Annotated in this window: 15 protein-coding genes; 6 read left to right on the forward strand and 9 right to left on the reverse strand. The window is 64.6% G+C overall.

Annotation, left to right across the window (positions count from 1 at the left end; all coding sequences use genetic code 11):
- Nucleotides 1–105: 105 nt before the first annotated feature.
- Nucleotides 106–1,887 (reverse strand): proteasome ATPase, encoded by a 1,782-nt coding sequence (gene arc, locus CSW57_RS08180; RefSeq protein WP_099382317.1) that lies wholly within the window; start codon nucleotides 1,885–1,887, stop codon nucleotides 106–108.
- Nucleotides 1,888–2,065: 178 nt separating this feature from the next.
- A complete protein-coding gene (locus CSW57_RS08185; RefSeq protein ID WP_030162962.1) occupies nucleotides 2,066–2,896 on the reverse strand; it encodes a tRNA (adenine-N1)-methyltransferase in 831 nt (276 codons plus the stop codon).
- Between the two features lie 108 nt (nucleotides 2,897–3,004).
- Here CSW57_RS08185 and CSW57_RS08190 point away from each other — a divergent pair, with 108 nt between their 5' ends.
- Both CSW57_RS08190 and CSW57_RS08195 read left to right on the forward strand, forming a co-directional pair.
- Nucleotides 3,005–3,946 (forward strand): RecB family exonuclease, encoded by a 942-nt coding sequence (locus CSW57_RS08190; protein WP_370623923.1) that lies wholly within the window; start codon nucleotides 3,005–3,007, stop codon nucleotides 3,944–3,946.
- A gap of 18 nt (nucleotides 3,947–3,964) precedes the next feature.
- The gene (locus CSW57_RS08195; protein WP_223249121.1) at nucleotides 3,965–4,798 is read left to right on the forward strand and encodes a thioesterase family protein; all 834 of its coding nucleotides are present in this window, start codon (nucleotides 3,965–3,967) and stop codon (nucleotides 4,796–4,798) included.
- An 8-nt stretch (nucleotides 4,799–4,806) separates the two neighbouring features.
- Here the strand turns inward: CSW57_RS08195 and hisG are convergent, their stop codons facing one another.
- The 5 genes from hisG to metH form a co-directional block, all read right to left on the reverse strand.
- Nucleotides 4,807–5,652 carry an ATP phosphoribosyltransferase gene (gene hisG, locus CSW57_RS08200; protein ID WP_062798138.1) on the reverse strand — a complete coding sequence of 282 codons (846 nt, stop codon included), beginning with the start codon at nucleotides 5,650–5,652 and terminating at the stop codon, nucleotides 4,807–4,809.
- A gap of 52 nt (nucleotides 5,653–5,704) precedes the next feature.
- Nucleotides 5,705–5,968: a phosphoribosyl-ATP diphosphatase gene (locus CSW57_RS08205; RefSeq protein ID WP_099382479.1), complete on the reverse strand. Its 264-nt coding sequence runs from the start codon at nucleotides 5,966–5,968 to the stop codon at nucleotides 5,705–5,707.
- Nucleotides 5,952–6,644, reverse strand: coding sequence for an HAD family hydrolase (locus CSW57_RS08210; protein WP_223249122.1), 693 nt, complete (start codon nucleotides 6,642–6,644; stop codon nucleotides 5,952–5,954). The genes CSW57_RS08205 and CSW57_RS08210 overlap by 17 nt, the downstream gene beginning before the upstream one ends.
- Nucleotides 6,645–6,726: 82 nt before the next feature.
- Complete coding sequence (locus CSW57_RS08215) at nucleotides 6,727–7,938, reverse strand: acyl-CoA dehydrogenase family protein (RefSeq protein ID WP_099382481.1); 1,212 nt, start codon at nucleotides 7,936–7,938, stop codon at nucleotides 6,727–6,729.
- Nucleotides 7,939–8,024: 86 nt separating this feature from the next.
- Nucleotides 8,025–11,603, reverse strand: coding sequence for a methionine synthase (gene metH, locus CSW57_RS08220; protein ID WP_099382319.1), 3,579 nt, complete (start codon nucleotides 11,601–11,603; stop codon nucleotides 8,025–8,027).
- A 51-nt stretch (nucleotides 11,604–11,654) separates the two neighbouring features.
- Between metH and CSW57_RS08225 the strand changes: the two genes are divergently transcribed.
- The 4 genes from CSW57_RS08225 (at nucleotide 11,655) to CSW57_RS08240 (ending at nucleotide 15,785) form a co-directional block, all read left to right on the forward strand.
- Nucleotides 11,655–12,536 carry a PAC2 family protein gene (locus CSW57_RS08225; protein WP_099382320.1) on the forward strand — a complete coding sequence of 294 codons (882 nt, stop codon included), beginning with the start codon at nucleotides 11,655–11,657 and terminating at the stop codon, nucleotides 12,534–12,536.
- Between the two features lie 113 nt (nucleotides 12,537–12,649).
- On the forward strand, nucleotides 12,650–12,997 hold the full coding sequence (locus CSW57_RS08230; RefSeq protein WP_030162977.1) for a hypothetical protein: 348 nt from the start codon (nucleotides 12,650–12,652) through the stop codon (nucleotides 12,995–12,997).
- The gene (nirB, locus tag CSW57_RS08235) at nucleotides 12,997–15,471 is read left to right on the forward strand and encodes a nitrite reductase large subunit NirB (protein WP_099382321.1); all 2,475 of its coding nucleotides are present in this window, start codon (nucleotides 12,997–12,999) and stop codon (nucleotides 15,469–15,471) included. Before CSW57_RS08230 ends, nirB begins: the two co-directional genes overlap by 1 nt.
- Nucleotides 15,468–15,785: a Rieske (2Fe-2S) protein gene (locus tag CSW57_RS08240; RefSeq protein WP_099382322.1), complete on the forward strand. Its 318-nt coding sequence runs from the start codon at nucleotides 15,468–15,470 to the stop codon at nucleotides 15,783–15,785. Before nirB ends, CSW57_RS08240 begins: the two co-directional genes overlap by 4 nt.
- Nucleotides 15,786–15,835: 50 nt before the next feature.
- On the opposite strand, the gene CSW57_RS08245 is transcribed toward CSW57_RS08240, so the two are convergent.
- A complete protein-coding gene (locus CSW57_RS08245; protein ID WP_030162983.1) occupies nucleotides 15,836–16,144 on the reverse strand; it encodes a hypothetical protein in 309 nt (102 codons plus the stop codon).
- Nucleotides 16,145–16,166: 22 nt separating this feature from the next.
- Nucleotides 16,167–17,459, reverse strand: coding sequence for a cysteine--1-D-myo-inosityl 2-amino-2-deoxy-alpha-D-glucopyranoside ligase (gene mshC, locus CSW57_RS08250; protein WP_099382323.1), 1,293 nt, complete (start codon nucleotides 17,457–17,459; stop codon nucleotides 16,167–16,169).
- Nucleotides 17,460–17,531: the final 72 nt, after the last annotated feature.

Here is a 17,531-nt window from a genome sequence, read left to right on the forward strand (position 1 = left end):
GCCGCGGTTCGTGCGGGCAAACGGGCATCCGCCGTCCGGAGACAGAAAAGCGGTGGGGACGAAGTCTCGACCTCGTCCCCACCGCTCCTGACTCTGCGTGAGGTGTTACAGGTACTGACCGGTGTTGGTCTCGGTGTCGATCGCCCGGCTCGCACCCGAGCTCTTGCCCGTGACCAGTGTGCGGATGTAAACGATCCGCTCACCCTTCTTGCCCGAGATCCTCGCCCAGTCGTCGGGGTTGGTGGTGTTCGGCAGGTCTTCGTTCTCGGCGAACTCGTCGAGGATGGAATCGAACAAGTGCTGGATCCGAAGGCCTCCCTGACCCGTCTCCAACTGCGACTTGATGGCGTACTTCTTGGCGCGGTCCACCACGTTCTGGATCATGGCTCCGGAGTTGAAGTCCTTGAAGTACATGATCTCTTTGTCGCCGTTGGCGTAAGTGACCTCCAGGAAGCGGTTGTCGTCACTCTCTGCGTACATTCTCTCGACGACACGCTCGATCATCGCCTTGACGCACGCCGCCCGGTCCCCGCCGAACTCGTTGATGTCGTCGGGGTGCACAGGCAGTGTCGGGACCAGGTACTTGGAGAAGATGTCAATCGCCGATTCGGCATCGGGGCGCTCGATCTTGATCTTCACATCGAGGCGACCCGGACGCAGGATGGCCGGATCGATCATGTCCTCGCGGTTGGAGGCACCGATGACGATGACGTTCTCCAGCCCCTCAACACCGTCGATCTCACTGAGCAGCTGAGGCACGACTGTGGTCTCGACATCAGAGGAGACGCCGGAACCGCGGGTACGGAAGATCGAGTCCATCTCGTCGAAGAAGACGATGACCGGGGTGCCCTCGGACGCCTTCTCGCGAGCCCGCTGGAAGATCAGGCGGATGTGGCGTTCGGTCTCGCCGACGAACTTGTTGAGAAGCTCGGGACCCTTGATGTTCAGGAAGTACGACTTCGCCTCTTTGGCATCATCACCACGCGCCAGCGCGATCTTCTTGGCCAGCGAGTTGGCAACAGCCTTGGCGATGAGGGTCTTGCCGCAACCGGGAGGGCCGTAGAGCAGCACGCCCTTCGGCGGCCGCAGCGAGTACTCGCGGAACAGGTCTTTGTGCAGGAACGGCAGTTCGACGGCGTCGCGGATCTGCTCGATCTGGCGGCCGAGCCCACCGATGTCCTCGTACCCGACATCGGGCACCTCTTCCAGAACCAGGTCCTCGACCTCGGCCTTGGGAACCCGCTCGAAAGCGAAGCCGGCTTTGGTGTCGATGAGCAGGGAGTCGCCGGGGCGCAGTTTGCGATTGCCCTCGACCTCCGAGAGCACACTCTCGCTCAGCGGTTCGGCCAGCCACACCACCCGTTCCTCGTCGGCATGACCGACGACAAGCGCCCGCTGCCCGTCCTCGAGGACCTCGCGCAGGGTGCTGATCTCACCCACGGAGTCGTAAGACCCGGCCTCGACGATCGTGAGGGCCTCGTTCAGACGCACGGTCTGACCGCGACGAAGCGTGTCGAGATCGATGTTGGGAGAGCACGTCAGTCGCATCTTGCGGCCCGAGGTGAAGACGTCCACCGTCGAGTCCTCGAAGATCTCGAGGAGTACGCCGTAGCCACTGGGCGGTTGGCCGAGCCGGTCCACCTCTTCGCGCAGGGCGATGAGCTGTGCCCGGGCCTCTTTGAGGGTCTCGAGCAGCTTGGCGTTGCGCGTCGTGAGTGTGTCGACACGTGCCTGCATGTCGTCGTCTCCGACTTTGCCGTACGAGCCGCCTCCTGGTGCGGGGCCGGCCCCGGTGGCAGGGCGAGACGATCCCCACTCGGCATCGGTCGCGGCCGAATCCTGTGGACCGCGACGCTGCCGAGGCTCGTCGTTGCTGGAATCCGTCATTTCTGACTCCTCTCCCCGAGTCGACTCTGCGCCACCACCACGTGGTGTTTTAGCGATCGACTCGTTACCCGAGGTTACCGGCGAATCGACTGGCTTGCCTCACGCCCCGCGGCACGTGGTGTTGTAGATGTGTTAATAGTGTGTCGCCGCAAGGTTTTCCGACGCTACACCAAGCAGGTCAGCCCTTGCTGGGACGCCGATGAGGCCTGGGCGGTGCGGTACCCTCCGCCAGGCGTCGAGTGGTCACCAGAAAAGCGGTGTGACCTTGCATTTTGTGTCCGGGACGGACGGCTAGACCGACCACGTTCCAGTCTCGTACCAGTGATTCCCAGGCGCGCGGTTCGGTCCAGCACTGTTGCTCACGGATCGCCTCGACCACTCGAGACAATTGGGTCACCGTGGCCACATAAACGGTCAGCACCCCGCCCGGCTTCAGGGCTCGACGCACCGTATCGAGCGTTTCCCACGGCGCCAGCATGTCCAGGACCACGCGATCGACGTCGGCAGTCCCGGGGTGGTCGGACAGGTCGGCCAGGGTCAGATCCCAGTTCGGCGGTGGTCCCCCGAAGAACTCGTTGACATTCCGGACCGCATGCTCGGCGTGGTCCTCGCGCACCTCGTAGGACAGGACCCGGCCGTGCTCGCCGACAGCGCGCAGCAGAGAGCAGGTCAGGGCGCCCGACCCTGCACCCGCCTCGAGAACGGTGCACCCGGGATGGACGTCGCCCTCCATCACGATCTGTGCCGCGTCCTTGGGGTAGATGACCTGGGCGCCACGAGGCATCGACAACACGTAGTCGATGAGCAGCGGCCGCAGCGCAAGGTACGGCGTCTGCGACGTCGACTTGACGACGATTCCCTCGTCCGACCCGATGAGGTCGTCATGCGCGATGGCGCCCTTGTGCGTGTGGAAGCTCTTGCCGGCTTCGAGCCGGACGGTGAACTTCCGGCCCTTGGCGTCGGAGAGCTGCACGCGGTCGCCGACGGCAAACGGACCTGTTGTTGACATGGGGCGGTGAGCCTTCCCTCGATGCGCGGATCTGAACCTGAGCGGCATCGGATACCCACGGACTCGAAATGATCGTTGTTGTCGTTGGTCAGGCATACCCTGCCAGGTGTGAGTCTCAGTACCGAATTGTGCCCTGACACGAGTGCAGCCGGCCGGCCGCCTCGAGGAGTGGCCACGCAGACCGGCACCACTGGCAAGGCGGTCCGGGCCCCGGCGCTCTCGCCCAGTCGTGCAGGTGACTACAAGCAGTGTCCGTTGCTCTATCGGTACCGGGCTATCGACCGACTTCCGGAAAGCCCGACCCAGGCCCAGGTCAAGGGCACCGTGGTGCATGCGGCTCTGGAGAACCTGTTCGACATGCCGGCTGGGCTGCGGGTGCCCGAGTCAGCCGAGCTACTCGTGGACGGCGCGTGGGGTGCCCTGTGCGAGGAGACACCCGAACTACGCGACCTGGTTCCCGATGACCAGGTCGACCGGTTCCTTGCCGACGCCCACAAACTCATCTCCACCTACTACACGCTGGAGAATCCAACCGCCTTCACACCGGAATCGTGTGAATTGCGGGTGGAGGTCGACCTGACCGAGGACGATGACGACCCCGATCGAGTGTTGTTGCGCGGCTTCGTCGACCGGATCGACGTGGCACCCGACGGCCGCGTACGTGTGGTCGACTACAAGACCGGGCGCTCCCCCGGCGAGAGTTTCGAATCGCGCGCGCTGTTCCAGATGAAGTTCTACGCGCTGGCGATCTACCGGCTCCGCGGGATCGTTCCGGCCCGCCTCCAACTGCTCTATCTCGCCGACGGCCAGAGCCTGATCTACACACCCGAGAAGGCCGAGCTCGATCGATTCGCCAAGACACTCACGGCGATCTGGAAGGCAATCCTGAAAGCCGGTGCGACGGGCGACTTCCCACCGAAGCGCAGTCGCATGTGTCAGTGGTGCGACCACAAGGCCCACTGCCCGGAGTTCGGCGGGACGCTGCTGCCGTACCCCGGATGGCCGTCGTCGCCGGGTGAGACGAGCCATGCGGAGGCCGTGTCGGAGTAGGTGGTTGAATCACCCCTTGTGTCTGCGCAACCCGCCTACTTCATCCCTCTGGGCCATGACGGCGATTTCGATCATTTCGAACCCACCGAACACACGGTCAGCGTGTGGGGTGCCGATCTGCAACACGGCGGCCCACCGACCGGATTGCTGACTCGAGCACTGCTGCGTCACGAGCCGGACGCGTCACATTCCTTCACACGCATAGCAATCGACATCCTCGGTCCGGTAGGGATGACCGAGAACCGGGTGTCGACGACCGTGCTGCGGCCGGGTAGACAGATCAGTCTGCTCGCGTCAGAACTGTCGGTGAAACAACCCGACGGCAGCTATCGGGTTGCCGCGCGAGCCACCGGATGGCGCCTTGCCACGGCCGACACCGCCACGGTGGAGCATGCCGTCACGCCGGCACTGACGCCGCTTCCGGACGGGCTCGAAGGATCGATCGGCCTGGCAGGCGTAGGGCCACTCGATGCCGCGGACTGGGGTTCTGTCGGGTTCGTGGGCACGCTGGAACACCGTCTGATCGACCGAGCAGCACACGGCCCGAGTCGCGCCTGGGTCCGTCCGACCCTGCCGCTTGTCGCCGGCGAGGAGACAACCGACCTGGAGAAGTTCTTCACCGTGCTCGACGTTGCGAACGGCGTCGGATCACGACTGGCGATCGGCGATTGGACGTTCATGAACACCGACACCACGGTCCACCTCCACCGCGAGCCGATCGGCGACTGGACGGGTATCTCCGCCGAGATGGCTGTGGGCCCGAACGGCTACGGCGCGACGTTCGCCGATCTCTACGACACCGCTGGGCCGGTGGGGCGATCCGCGCAGACCGTACTCATCCGCCCGGTGTAGGGCGTCGCTCAGAAGCGGCAGGACCGGATGTCGGAGGCGAGGATCGCCTTGGCGCCCAGTTCGGACAGCTCGTCCATCAGGTTCTGGTGCTGTTTGCGCGGTACCAGCGACCGGACGGCCACCCACTTGTCGTCGGCCATGGGTGCCACCGTGGGCGATTCGAGTCCAGGCGTGATCTTGATCGCCGAGTCGAGCAGACTTTTCGGGCAGTCGTAGTCGAGCATGACGTATCGCTGGCCGAACACGACGCCCTGCACGCGGGCGATGAAGCGGTCGGCGGCCTTGGAGCGGTCGGCGCCCGCCCGTTGCACGAGCACTCCTTCGGAGTCGCAGAGTGAGTCACCGAACGCGGTCAGATCGTGCTGGCGGAGTGTGCGACCGGACCCGACCACGTCCGCGATGGCGTCGGCGACACCCAGCTGGATCGAGATCTCTACAGCGCCGTCGAGCCGGATGATGGTGGCCTCGATGCCCTTCGACGCGAGGTCACCGCGAACGAGGTTGGGATACGAGGTGGCAATGCGTTTGCCCGCAAGGTCGGCGACCGACCACTGCTGCTCGGTCGGCGCCGCGTAGCGGAACGTCGACGAACCGATGCCGAGAGCGAGGCGTTCTTCGACGTCCGCACCGGAGTCGAGTGCCAGATCCCGTCCGGTGAGACCGAGGTCCAGCTCGCCCGACCCGACGTAGATCGCGATGTCCTTGGGCCGCAGGAAGAAGAACTCCACCTCGTTCGCCGGATCGAGAACGGTGAGGTCTTTCGCATCCGAGCGGCGCCGGTAGCCGGCCTCGCTGAGGATCTCGGCGGCGGACTCGGAAAGCGCCCCCTTGTTGGGAACGGCAACGCGCAGCATGGGTGGTCCTATCGGGGAACGGGCATTTCGGGAAGACGGCCGCAGGGCCGTCTCACAGGTGTTTGTAGACGTCGTCGAGAGTCAGGCCGCGTTTGATCATCATCACCTGAAGCCAATAGAGCAACTGAGATATCTCCTCGGCGGTCGCCTCCGCACTCTCGTGCTCGGCAGCGAGCCACACCTCGCCGGCTTCCTCGATGATCTTCTTGCCGAGGGCGTGCACTCCCTTGTCGAGAGCGGTAACCGTTCCGCTTCCCTCGGGACGGGTGGCGGCCCGATCGGTCAACTCGGCGAACAGCTCATCGAAGGTCTTCACGGTGCTCAAGTGTTCCATTGGACGCCGCAGCAAGGTCGTCGAGGGTCAGTCCGACGAGGCTCTCCCGCAGTGTGCGACGCGGACCACCGGAAACCGGCGCCTCCGACGGGATGACGATCACCGCGCAGCCGGCAGCGCTGGCCGCCTGTGACCCGGTCGGCGAATCCTCCACGGCCAGACAGTGCGACGGGTCGACGCCGAGCAGCCGTGCCGCTTTCAGGTAGGGGTCGGGTTGGGGCTTGCCGAGCGGTACCTCGTCGCCGCACACAGTCGCCTCGAACCGATGTCTCCCGATCGTCTCGAGCGCCTCGTCGGTCAACTCGCGCTCGGTGTTGGTCACCAACGCCATCGCGATGCCCTGCTCACCGATGAGGTCGAGGGCCTCGCGAGCTCCGGGCATCCAGGGAATCCCGAGCTTGAACAACGCCGACACCCGCGCGCGGAGCCACGCGGCCCGGCCGGGGTAGTCGCGTTCGCCGTCGGGCACGCCCGCGGCCACGAACACCTTGGTCAACGCGTCGGTCATCGAATTACCGAGCGTCGATTGGCGGAGTGCATGGTCCATCTCGATGCCCAGGTCGGCAGCGAGGTCGGCCATTGCGACGTCCCACAGCTTTTCCGAGTCGAGCAGTGTGCCGTCCATGTCCCAGAAGACGGCGTCGGGTAGATCGCTCACCACGTCATCCTTCCCGACGCCGGCCCAGGAAGAAAATCGTGCTGCCTGCGTGGGCTACCGGTCCCGGCTGGACCCACCTCTGCTAGCGCTTGCCGGCACTCCACGCATAGGGCAACTCGGTACCGTTGAGGACGTACGCCCCGACCGCCTGCGACTTGAAGATCGATGGATTGTGCGTGGAGATCGTCCGCGCATTGCGCCAGTGTCGATCCAGTCGCAGGCTCTCGGAGGTGATGGAAGCCCCGCCGACCTCGAAGAGCTGAGTCGTCGCGGCCAGGACCAGATCGATGACGGTCAATTGTGCTTGTGCCGCAGCGACTTCGGCTCGATCGAGCAACTCCGGATCCTGAGCGGTCGAACTGTCGGCAAGTACCTCGTCGAGGACGTCGGCAACTGCCAGCACCGCCGCGCGCGCAGTGAACGCGGCACTCGACAGCTTTCCGATGACCTGCTGCACCAGCGGATCCTCCCTGGGCAGATCCGCGGCGGCATGGGTGTACGAGCGAGTCCGGTCGCGAACCCACGCCGCAGCGTCGTCGGTGGCGCGCTGCGCGATACCTGCCAGCACGGCCAGTTGCACCAGCTGCAGATACGACGTGGCATAGGTCTTTCCAGCGCCGCCGTATCCTGGTCCCAGGATACGGTCTGGGCTGACCACGACATTGCTGAATTCCGTTGTGCCGCTGGCCGTCAGCCTTTGTCCGAAGCCATCCCAATCGTCATGCTGGGTGACGCCGTCGGCGTGTGCGTCGACGAGCACCGACACACGTTCGCCGTCCTGGTCCGCGGCGACCAGGATGTGGTCCGAATACAGCGACCCGGTGCTGTAGTACTTCGTGCCGTTGAGCACCCACTGGTCGCCGTCGCGGGTCAGGCGCGTCTGGTAGCGGTCCACGGCACCCACGCCGGGTTCGGTGATCGCGTTGCCGACGAGTACACCACCGGCCGTCGCACGAAGCCAGGTGTCACGGGCGTCGCTCACCTCGGCGAGCCGCTGATCTTCGACGAAACTGAAGTGGACACGCAACGCTTGTGGAAGGTTCGATTCCGCCGCGGCGAGGTCGATGAGAAGTCGGAACTGTTGGCGCACAGTGGCCCCGAGTCCGCCGAACTCAACGGGCACCCGCAGTGCTCCGAAACCCAGTTCCCGTAACCGGCCGACCTCGTCGTATGCCAACCGTCGATCCACCTCGCGCTCGGTCGCACCGGCGGCGATGCTCTCGAAGGCCGGACGAAAACGATCGTCGAGTTCGGTGTCGGTGAAGGCTCCGGCAGCAGCAACAGTTGATGTCATGGCATGAAGTGTTGGCCACGACCGCGCCAGAAGCACCAGTTCGACTCACGCTGAATCGAACTGGTGCCCACCTGACGAGCTGCCGCCTACGTGTTGAAGTACTTCGCTTCGGGGTGGTGCAGCACAAAGGCATCCGTCGACTGCTCCGGGTGGAGCTGCAACTCGTCCGATAATTCGACGCCGATGCGGCCCGGGTCGAGGAGGTCCATCATCTTGGCCCGATCCTCCAGATTCGGGCAGGCGCCGTAACCGAACGAGAAGCGCGCGCCCCGGTACTTGAGGTCGAAGAAGTCCTGCGGGTTGTCCGGATCCTCCGCGGCCATGGCGGTGTCACCAAAACGCAGTTCCTCGCGCACCCGCTGATGCCAGAACTCGGCAAGTGCCTCGGTCAGCTGCACACCGATGCCGTGCACCTCGAGATAGTCGCGGTACGCGTCCTCGGCGAACAACTTGTTGGCGAAGTCGGCGATCGGCTGCCCCATGGTGACCAGTTGGAACGGTAGAACGTCCACCTCGCCGGTCTCGATCGCGTCGGCACGCGAGCGGATGAAGTCGGCGATGCAGAGGAACCGCCCGCGCTGCTGCCGCGGGAACTCGAAGCTGTGCCGGATCGGCGCGTCCGGGCGCGGCTCGGTGAGCACGTGCACCACATCGCCCTCGCTGACGGCCGGGTAGAAGCCGTAGACCACGGCGGCGTGTTGCAGGATGTTCTCCGTCGCCAGCCGGTCGATCCAGTGGCGCAGCCGCGGACGTCCGTCGGTCTCCACCAGATCTTCGTAACTCGGCCCCTCACCGGCTCGGGCGCCGCGCAGCCCCCACTGCCCCAGGAACAGGGCGCGCTCGTCGAGCAACGACAGATACTGAGCCACGGGGACGCCCTTGACGATGCGTGACCCCCAGAACGGAGGCGTGGGTACCGGAAGCCCCGCGGCGACATCCGAACGCTCGGGCACCACCACCGGCTCTGCCTCGGCCTTACGCTTTTCGGCGATGCGCTTGGACCGGTCGTGGCGCTTCTTGCGTTCGGCGGTCTTCTCCGCCGCTGCCAGAGCCTCGGGACTGTCGGGTGCCGGAGCACCGCCACGCTTGGTCAGCATGATGTCGTCCATCAGCCGCAGGCCCTCGAAAGCGTCTCGCGCGTAATGCACGTCGCCCTCGTAGGTCTCGCTGAGATCGTTCTCCACATAGGACCGGGTCAGTGCCGCACCGCCGAGCAGGACGGGGTACTTCTCGGCCAGACCCCGGCTGTTGAGTTCCTTGAGGTTGTCCTTCATCACCACCGTGGACTTCACCAGCAGGCCGGACATCCCGATGACGTCGGCGTTCTTGTCCTCGGCGGCCTCGATGATGTTCGCGATCGGCTGTTTGATGCCGATGTTGACCACTTCGTAGCCGTTGTTCGACAAGATGATGTCGACAAGATTTTTCCCGATGTCGTGCACATCGCCCTTGACCGTGGCCAGCACGATGCGGCCCTTGCCGTCTTCTCCGGTGGCCTCCATGTGTGGCTCCAGATGCGCCACAGCCATTTTCATGACCTCTGCGCTCTGGAGGACAAATGGCAACTGCATCTGCCCGGACCCGAAGAGCTCACCGACCGTCTTCATGCCGGAGAGCAGCGTCTCGTTGATGATCTCGAGCGGCGGTTTCTCCGTCATCGCCTCGTCGAGATCATCGGTGAGGCCGGCTCGTTCTCCGTCGACGATCCGGCGCTCGAGACGTTCAAAGAGCGGTAGTTTGGCCAATTCCTGCGCGCGGCTCTCCCGAGCCGACGCCGCGGAGACGCCCTCGAACAACTGCATGAGTTTCTGTAGCGGGTCGTAGCCTTCCCGACGCCGGTCGTAGACCAGGTCGAGGGCGATCTCCCGGTGGTCGTCGGGGATCCGCGCCATCGGCAGGATCTTGGAGGCGTGGACGATGGCCGTGTCGAGACCTGCCTCCACACACTCGTGCAGGAACACCGAGTTGAGCACCTGACGGGCGGCGGCATTGAGTCCGAAGGACACATTCGAGATGCCGAGGGTGAAGTGGACGTCGGGATGACTCGCCTTCAGCCGGCGGATCGCCTCGATCGTTTCGATGCCGTCGCGGCGGACCTCTTCTTGACCTGTCGAGATGGGGAACGTGAGGGCATCGATGATGATGTCCTCTTCGTTCAGGCCCCAGTTCTCGGTGATGTCGGTGATGAGGCGTTCGGCGACCTTCACCTTCCAATCGGCGGTTCGGGCCTGGCCCTCTTCGTCGATGGTCAGCGCGACCACGGCGGCGCCGTGCTTCTTGACCAGCTTCATCGTGCGGGTGAATCGCGATTCGGGGCCGTCGCCGTCCTCGTAGTTCACCGAGTTCACCGCGCAGCGTCCACCCAGGTGCTCCAGCCCGGCCTCGAGCACCTCGGGCTCGGTGGAGTCGAGCATGATCGGCAGCGTCGAGGAGGTGGCCAGTCGGCTGGCGAGCGCGGACATGTCGGCGGCGCCGTCGCGGCCGACGTAGTCGACGTTGAGGTCGAGCATGTGTGCACCGTCGCGCGTCTGATCCTTGGCGATGTCGAGGCACTTCTGGTAGTCCCCGGCGAGCATCGCGTCGCGGAATGCCTTCGACCCGTTGGAGTTGGTGCGCTCACCGATCATCAGGATGCTGGCGTCCTGGTGGAACGGCACCGAGCTGTACAACGACGAGATCTCGGCGGCGTGTTCCGGGTGCCGTTCAGCCTTGTCGGCGCCCCGTACCGCCTCGGCGACCTGACGAATGTGCTCGGGTGTGGTGCCACAGCAACCACCGACGAACGACAGTCCGTACTCCTGGACGAAACCCTTGAGAGACTCGGCGAGCTCTTCCGGCGTCAGCGGGTACTCGGCACCGTCCTTGCCCAGGGTCGGCAGCCCGGCGTTGGGCATCACCGAGACAGGCACACGAGCGTGGCGGGTGAGGTACCGGAGGTGTTCGCTCATCTCCGCGGGACCCGTGGCGCAGTTCAGGCCGATCATGTCGATGCCCAGGGGCTCCAGCGAGGTGAGTGCAGCCCCGATCTCCGAGCCCAGCAGCATGGTGCCGGTGGTTTCCACGGTGACGTGGGTGATGATCGGGATCCGCCGGCCGAGTTCGTCCATCGCCTGCTGCGAACCGAGAACGGCGGCCTTCACCTGCAGCAGGTCCTGCGAGGTCTCGATCAGGATGGCGTCGGCACCGCCCTCGACCATTCCCAGCGCGCATTCCTGGTACGCATCGCGGATCGCAGCGAAGGTGGTGTGGCCCAGAGTGGGAAGTTTGGTACCCGGCCCGATCGAACCGAGAACAAAGCGAGGGATGCCGTCGGCACTCGGTCCGACCTCATCGGCGACCTCTCGGGCGAGCTTGGTGCCCTTGAAGGCCAGCTCCCGGATGCGGTCGGCGATGTCGTAGTCGCCGAGGTTCGAGAGGTTACAACCGAAGGTGTTGGTCTCGACCGCGTCCGCGCCGGCCTCGAAATAGGCTCGGTGGATCTCCCGAAGGACGTCCGGGCGGGTGTCGTTGAGGATCTCGTTGCAACCCTCGAGCCCCAGGAAATCGGCCAATGTCAGGTCCGCTGCCTGCAACATTGTTCCCATGGCACCGTCACCGATCAGGACGCGTTTGTTCATCGCGGCGAGCAATTCGGTATCGAATGATGCTGAAGTTGCGGCAGGCATGGTTAACAGGGTAGTTCGCTCTCCATCGGTGTTCGGTCGTAGGCTGGATCAGTGAACGCTGAGCAGAGCGCAAACCTTCCACGATTGCGCCGCCCCACGCTGGTTGCTGCCTTCGAAGGGTGGAATGACGCCGGTGATGCGGCCAGCGGAGCGGTCGAACATCTCGAGCTCGTCTGGGATGCTGTTCCGCTCGCCGACATCGATTCCGACGACTACTACGACTTCCAGGTCAACAGGCCGACGATCAAACAAATCGACGGGGTGACCCGGCGAATCGATTGGCCGACAACATCGATTTCGTACTGTACGCCGCCGGGATCGGACCGGGACATCGTTCTGCTGCGCGGTATCGAGCCGAACATGCGCTGGCGAGGGTTCTGCGCCGAGATCCTCGACATCGCCCGCAACCTCGAGGTGGACACCGTGGTCATCCTGGCGGCCCTGCTCGCAGATACCCCGCACACTCGTCCGGTCCCGGTCACCGGCGCGGCCTACAGCAGTGAATCGGCAAAGCAGTTCAAGCTCGAGGAAAGTCGGTATGAAGGGCCTACCGGTATCACCGGTGTGCTGCAGGACGAGTGTGTGAAGTCGGGGATCCCGGCCATCTCCTTCTGGGCCGCAGTTCCGCACTATGTGTCCACCCCACCCAACCCCAAGGCATCGGCAGCACTGCTCAGTCAGCTCGAGGAAGTGCTCGACGTCGAGGTCCCACTCGGTGAACTGCCGGAACAGGCAGAGGAATGGGAGCGCGCAGTCACCGAGATGACCGAGGACGACGAGGAGATCGCCGATTACGTGCGCGGCCTCGAAGAGCGCGGCGACGCTGAGGTCAGCGTGGACGAGACACTGTCGAAGATCGACGGCGATGCGCTGGCCGCCGAGTTCGAGCGCTATCTCCGCAGGCGCGGTCCGGGCGGCAGTTTCGGCGCCTGAGGACGCAGAACCGACCTTGATCACCGCCCGCCAGGCGATGCGGTGAGTTCTCGACAATCGAGATGTAACGCGGCTGCAAGTAATGGTTCATCGAGTTCACGTTTAGTGGCGGCATGTCCAGTACTCCGAAGTTCTTGCAGGGTGTCTTCTCGTTCACCGGTACCGGATTGACCAAGGCAGCGCCGTTGGATCCTTCCTTGACGTATCAGGTGCCGGCCGGGATGACCGTTCAACCGCTGTATTTCCGGGGAGGGAACAGCAGTTCAGAACTCGTCTACGTGGCATTGCACCGTGACCAGCAGCCGATGAGATGGTTCCCGATGGGAGCGAGGGCCTCGGTGAACGTTCCGTTGCGCGTAGTGGAAGACGTGGATCCGGACAGCTTGCTCGAGCTGGTGTTCGCCGCGCCCGAGGGGTGCAGCGGCGAAATCGTGGTCGACTTCGGATTCGTGGAGTTCTGATGGAACGCCTGGTGGTGGTCGGCAACGGGATGGCCGGCGCGCGAACCGTGGAAGAGATACTCGAGCGCGGTGGCGGGACGCGATTCGAGATCACGATGATCGGCGACGAACCGTACGGCAACTACAACCGCATCATGCTCTCCCACGTACTCGCGGGTGAGAGTTCCATCGACGACGACGATCTGATGCTCAACCCGATGGCGTGGTACCGCGAGAACGACGTCAAGCTCTACGCCGGTGACCGCGCGGTCGCCCTTGATCGCTTCGCCAAGACCGTCACCTGCGAGAGCGGCCGCGTCATCGACTACGACACCCTGGTGATCGCGACCGGCAGCAACACCTTCTTCCCGAACATGGACGGCCTCCGCGCGCCCGACGGGCACCTCGCCCGCGGCGTGTTCGGGTTCCGCACCATCGAGGACACCAACGGCATGTTGCAGATGGCGTTGTCCAGGGACGACATGCGGGCAGTGGTGATCGGTGGCGGACTCCTCGGCCTCGAGGCGGCCTACGGACTGCGGACTCAAGGCATCGACGTCGACGTGGTGCATTCCCCCGGTCACCTGATGAACCAGCAATTGGACGAACGCGGCGGCCGGGTACTGCGCAACAAGATCGAAGAGCTCGGTGTCGGGGTCTACACGTCCAAGCGCACCACCGCTGTGCTGCGCGACGGCGAGGGCCGGGTGACCGGAGTCGGCTTCAACGACGACACCTCGCTGCCGGCCGACATGATCGTGGTGACCGCCGGTATCAGACCCAACGTCGAGTTCGCTCGCCTCGGCGGGCTGGTGGTCGAGCGCGGAATCGTCGTCGACGACCAGATGCGTTGTGAGGACGAAGGTTCCATCTACGCGGTCGGCGAATGCTGTCAGCACCGCGGCGAGGTCTACGGTCTCGTCGCACCACTGTGGGAGCAGGCAGGTGTGCTCGCAGACGTACTGACCGGAGCCGATCCCAAAGCGGCTTACCACGGTTCGCGTCTGACGACCAAGCTGAAGGTGGCCGGAGTCGATGTCGCGGCCATGGGTGTGAAGGGTCCTGAACGCGACACGGACGAGTTCGTCCAGTTCTACGAACCTCGCAGCGGCACATACAAATCCGTTGTGGTGCGAGACAACAAGCTGATCGGCGCGATGTTGCTCGGCGACATCAGCAAGGTCAGCTTCCTCACCCAGGCGTTCGACGAGAAGGTCCCGCTACCCGACGAGCGCATCAGCATGCTCTTCGACATGGGCACACCCAGCGCCGCGACAGGTGCAGCCGAACTGGCCGACGAGGTACAGGTCTGCAACTGCAACGGCGTCACCAAAGGCGACATCGTGGCGTGCGTGCACGCCGGGGCGAAATCGGTCGGCGAAGTCGTTGCGAAGACACGCGCCGGAAAGGGTTGCGGCTCGTGCAAAGGCCTGGTCGCCGATGTTGTCGCCTGTGCCGCGGGCGGAGCGCTGGCCGAAGACCCGTCTGCGGACTGGTACGTACCCGCCATTCCGCTGAGCAAGCCCGAGCTGATCGAACAGATCCGGGAACGCGATCTGCGATCGGTGTCGGCGATTCTCGGCGAACTCGCACCCGACGGCGACGACGTCACAGCCAAGATGCCACTGGCGTCTCTGCTCCGGATCATCTGGGGCAACGAGTGGGAGGACGAACGCGGCGCGCTGTTCATCAATGACCGCGTGCATGCCAACATCCAGCGCGACGGCACCTTCTCGGTTGTGCCCCAGATGAAGGGCGGCGTCACCAATCCCACGCAATTGCGCAAGATCGCCGATGTGGCCGACAAGTACGACATCCCGATGATCAAGGTGACCGGTGGTCAGCGGATCGACTTGCTCGGTGTCCGCAAGGAAGACCTACCCAAGGTCTGGGAAGACCTCGACATGCCTTCGGGATACGCCTACGGAAAGAGCTTCCGGACGGTGAAAACCTGTGTTGGAACCGATTTTTGCCGGTTCGGTCTCGATGATTCCACCGGCCTCGGGATTGCGATCGAGGAGCGCTACCAAGGGCTCGAGTCGCCCGCCAAGCTGAAACTGGCGGTCACGGGATGCCCACGTAACTGTGCCGAAGCTCTGTGTAAGGACTTCGGCGTGGTGGCTGTCGGTGATGGCCGATGGGAGATCTATGTCGGCGGGGCTGCCGGTGCCCACATCCGAAAGGGTGATCTGCTCGCGACCGCGAACGGTGCCGACGAGGTCATCCGCATCTGCGGCGTCTTCATCCAGTACTACCGCGAGACGGCCAAGTGGCTCGAACGGACCTATGCCTGGGTGCCCCGAATCGGCATCGAGGAGCTGCGGGCGATCCTGATCGACGATCGTGACGGCATGGTCGACGGGTTGCTCGAGCGTATCGGCATGTCCATCGCGGCCTACAGCGATCCGTGGAAGGAGCGGTTGGCACCGAAGTCGCCGGCACAGTTCACTCCGGCCCTGCCGCTCATCAAGCTGCCCCTGGTGCCGGTCCGATGAGCGCGCCCGCATCCACGGCCGTGGGTCCATTGACCGACCTCACGGTCGGAGAGGGCCGCGCCTACGTGGTGGAGGGCAGCCAGGTGGCCGTCTTCCGGATGGCGGACGGCACTGTGCGGGCGTTGGGCGCGGTCTGTCCGCACCGCGCCGGGCCGATCGCCGACGGCCAGACCGACTCGACGAAGGTGATGTGCCCGTTGCACCAGTACACCTTTTCCTTCGAGGACGGCAGATGCACCAACAGCGACGACATCGAAGCGCTACCGCACTACCGAGCCGAGGTCAGGGACGGGGTGATCCACGTCTGGGTCTGATGGTCGTCGATCGGACCCCTGCGCGAACAAGGGCACAAACGGGGTGGTGGTCAGGAGATCCGCTCGATCGAGACGACCGGTGTGGTGATACGCCAGGTGCGCACGTCGGGGTCGTCCGCGGCGCGCACCCAGAACTGCGCCGACTCCCCCACCCGGCACGACTTCACACCCAGGAGAGGGATGTCCTCGGAGTCGCGGCGCAATCGACTGACGGCCCAGTCCTCGTCGTCGGTGCCACCGACGCCGGGAGCTCGTAGCAGGGTCATCTCACCGAAGTCCAGCAGATAGGTCGACGTGCGGGTCACCACGGTCCAGACGCCATCGTCGGTGCTGGGATCGATCTCTCGAACGTTGGCCACGAGAGGAACCATACCCAAGCCGTCAGCGGGATTCGCTGTCGGTGAGAACAATTGGTGACCCTTCGGCCCCGGTGTCGGTGAGTGGGACCCCGAGTAGGGCGTCGACGGCAGCACCGAGATCCGCAGGAGCGGAGGCGACACTGCCCAGACCGTCGAGACTGTCGGCCGCCCAGGCATCGATTGCCGCGAGAGCCTTGGGGGTGTCGAGGTCGTCTGCGAGGTGCTGACGCAGTCGCTCGATCGTCGGGGCGGCGTCCGGTCCAGCGCCACGCTGCACGGCACGACGCCACCGGTCCAGGCGCGATGTCGCCTCCGCGAGCACCTCGTCGGTCCATGCGCGGTCTGTGCGGTAGTGCCCGGCGAGCAGGCCCAGCCTGATCGCGGCCGGATCGACTTGTGCCGCCCGCAGTTTGGACACGAAAACGAGGTTGCCCCGTGACTTCGACATCTTCTCGCCGTCGAGACCGATCATTCCCGTGTGCACATAGTGTTTGGCGAATCGGCGCACACCGGTCAGTGCCTCTGCGTGCGCCGCGGAGAACTCGTGGTGCGGGAAGATCAGGTCGTTGCCCCCACCCTGCACATCGAACTCGGCACCGATCCGATTCAAAGCTATTGCAGCACACTCGATGTGCCAACCCGGACGGCCTCGGCCATGCGGTGAGTCCCACGACGGCTCGGACTCGCGGGCGGCACGCCACACCAGGGCGTCAAGGGGGTCGCGCTTGCCCGGACGATCTGGGTCACCGCCGCGTTCGGCGAAGAACCGTTGCATCGTCTCGTGGTCGTAGCCCGATTCGTATCCGAATTGCTCTGTGGCGTCGGTCCGAAAGTAGATGTCCGGGTATTGCGGGTCGTCGACGATGTAGGCGGCGCCTGATGCCAACAGCTTGTCGACCACCTCGACCACCTCGCCGACGGACTCCACCGCACCGATGTAATCGCGAGGAGGAAGCACCCGCAACGCGGCCATGTCTTCTCGGAACAGGTTGATCTCGCGTTGCCCGAGATCCACCCAGTCGATCCCGTCGCGGTTCGCTCGTTCGAACAGGGGGTCGTCCACGTCGGTGATGTTCTGGACGTAGTGGACATCGTGACCGAGGTCGCGCCACACGCGGTTGACGAGGTCGAAGGTCAGGTAGGTGGCTGCGTGACCCAGATGTGTTGCGTCGTAAGGTGTGATGCCGCACACATACATGGTCGCCGTGGGGCCGGGGCTCACCGGCCGCACCTGACGGTCCGAGGTGTCATAGAGCCGTAGAGCCGGCCCTCTACCGGGTACTGGCGGAACGGCGGTGTCAGACCACGACTGCATGACAACACCTTAGGGCGAGGACGGGGGAACCTGATTTCAGGGCGGAACTTTCGCTCGGGTGGAGCGGGCTCG

The sequence above is a fragment of the Williamsia muralis genome (assembly GCF_002735905.1).
Taxonomy (GTDB): domain Bacteria; phylum Actinomycetota; class Actinomycetes; order Mycobacteriales; family Mycobacteriaceae; genus Williamsia; species Williamsia muralis_A.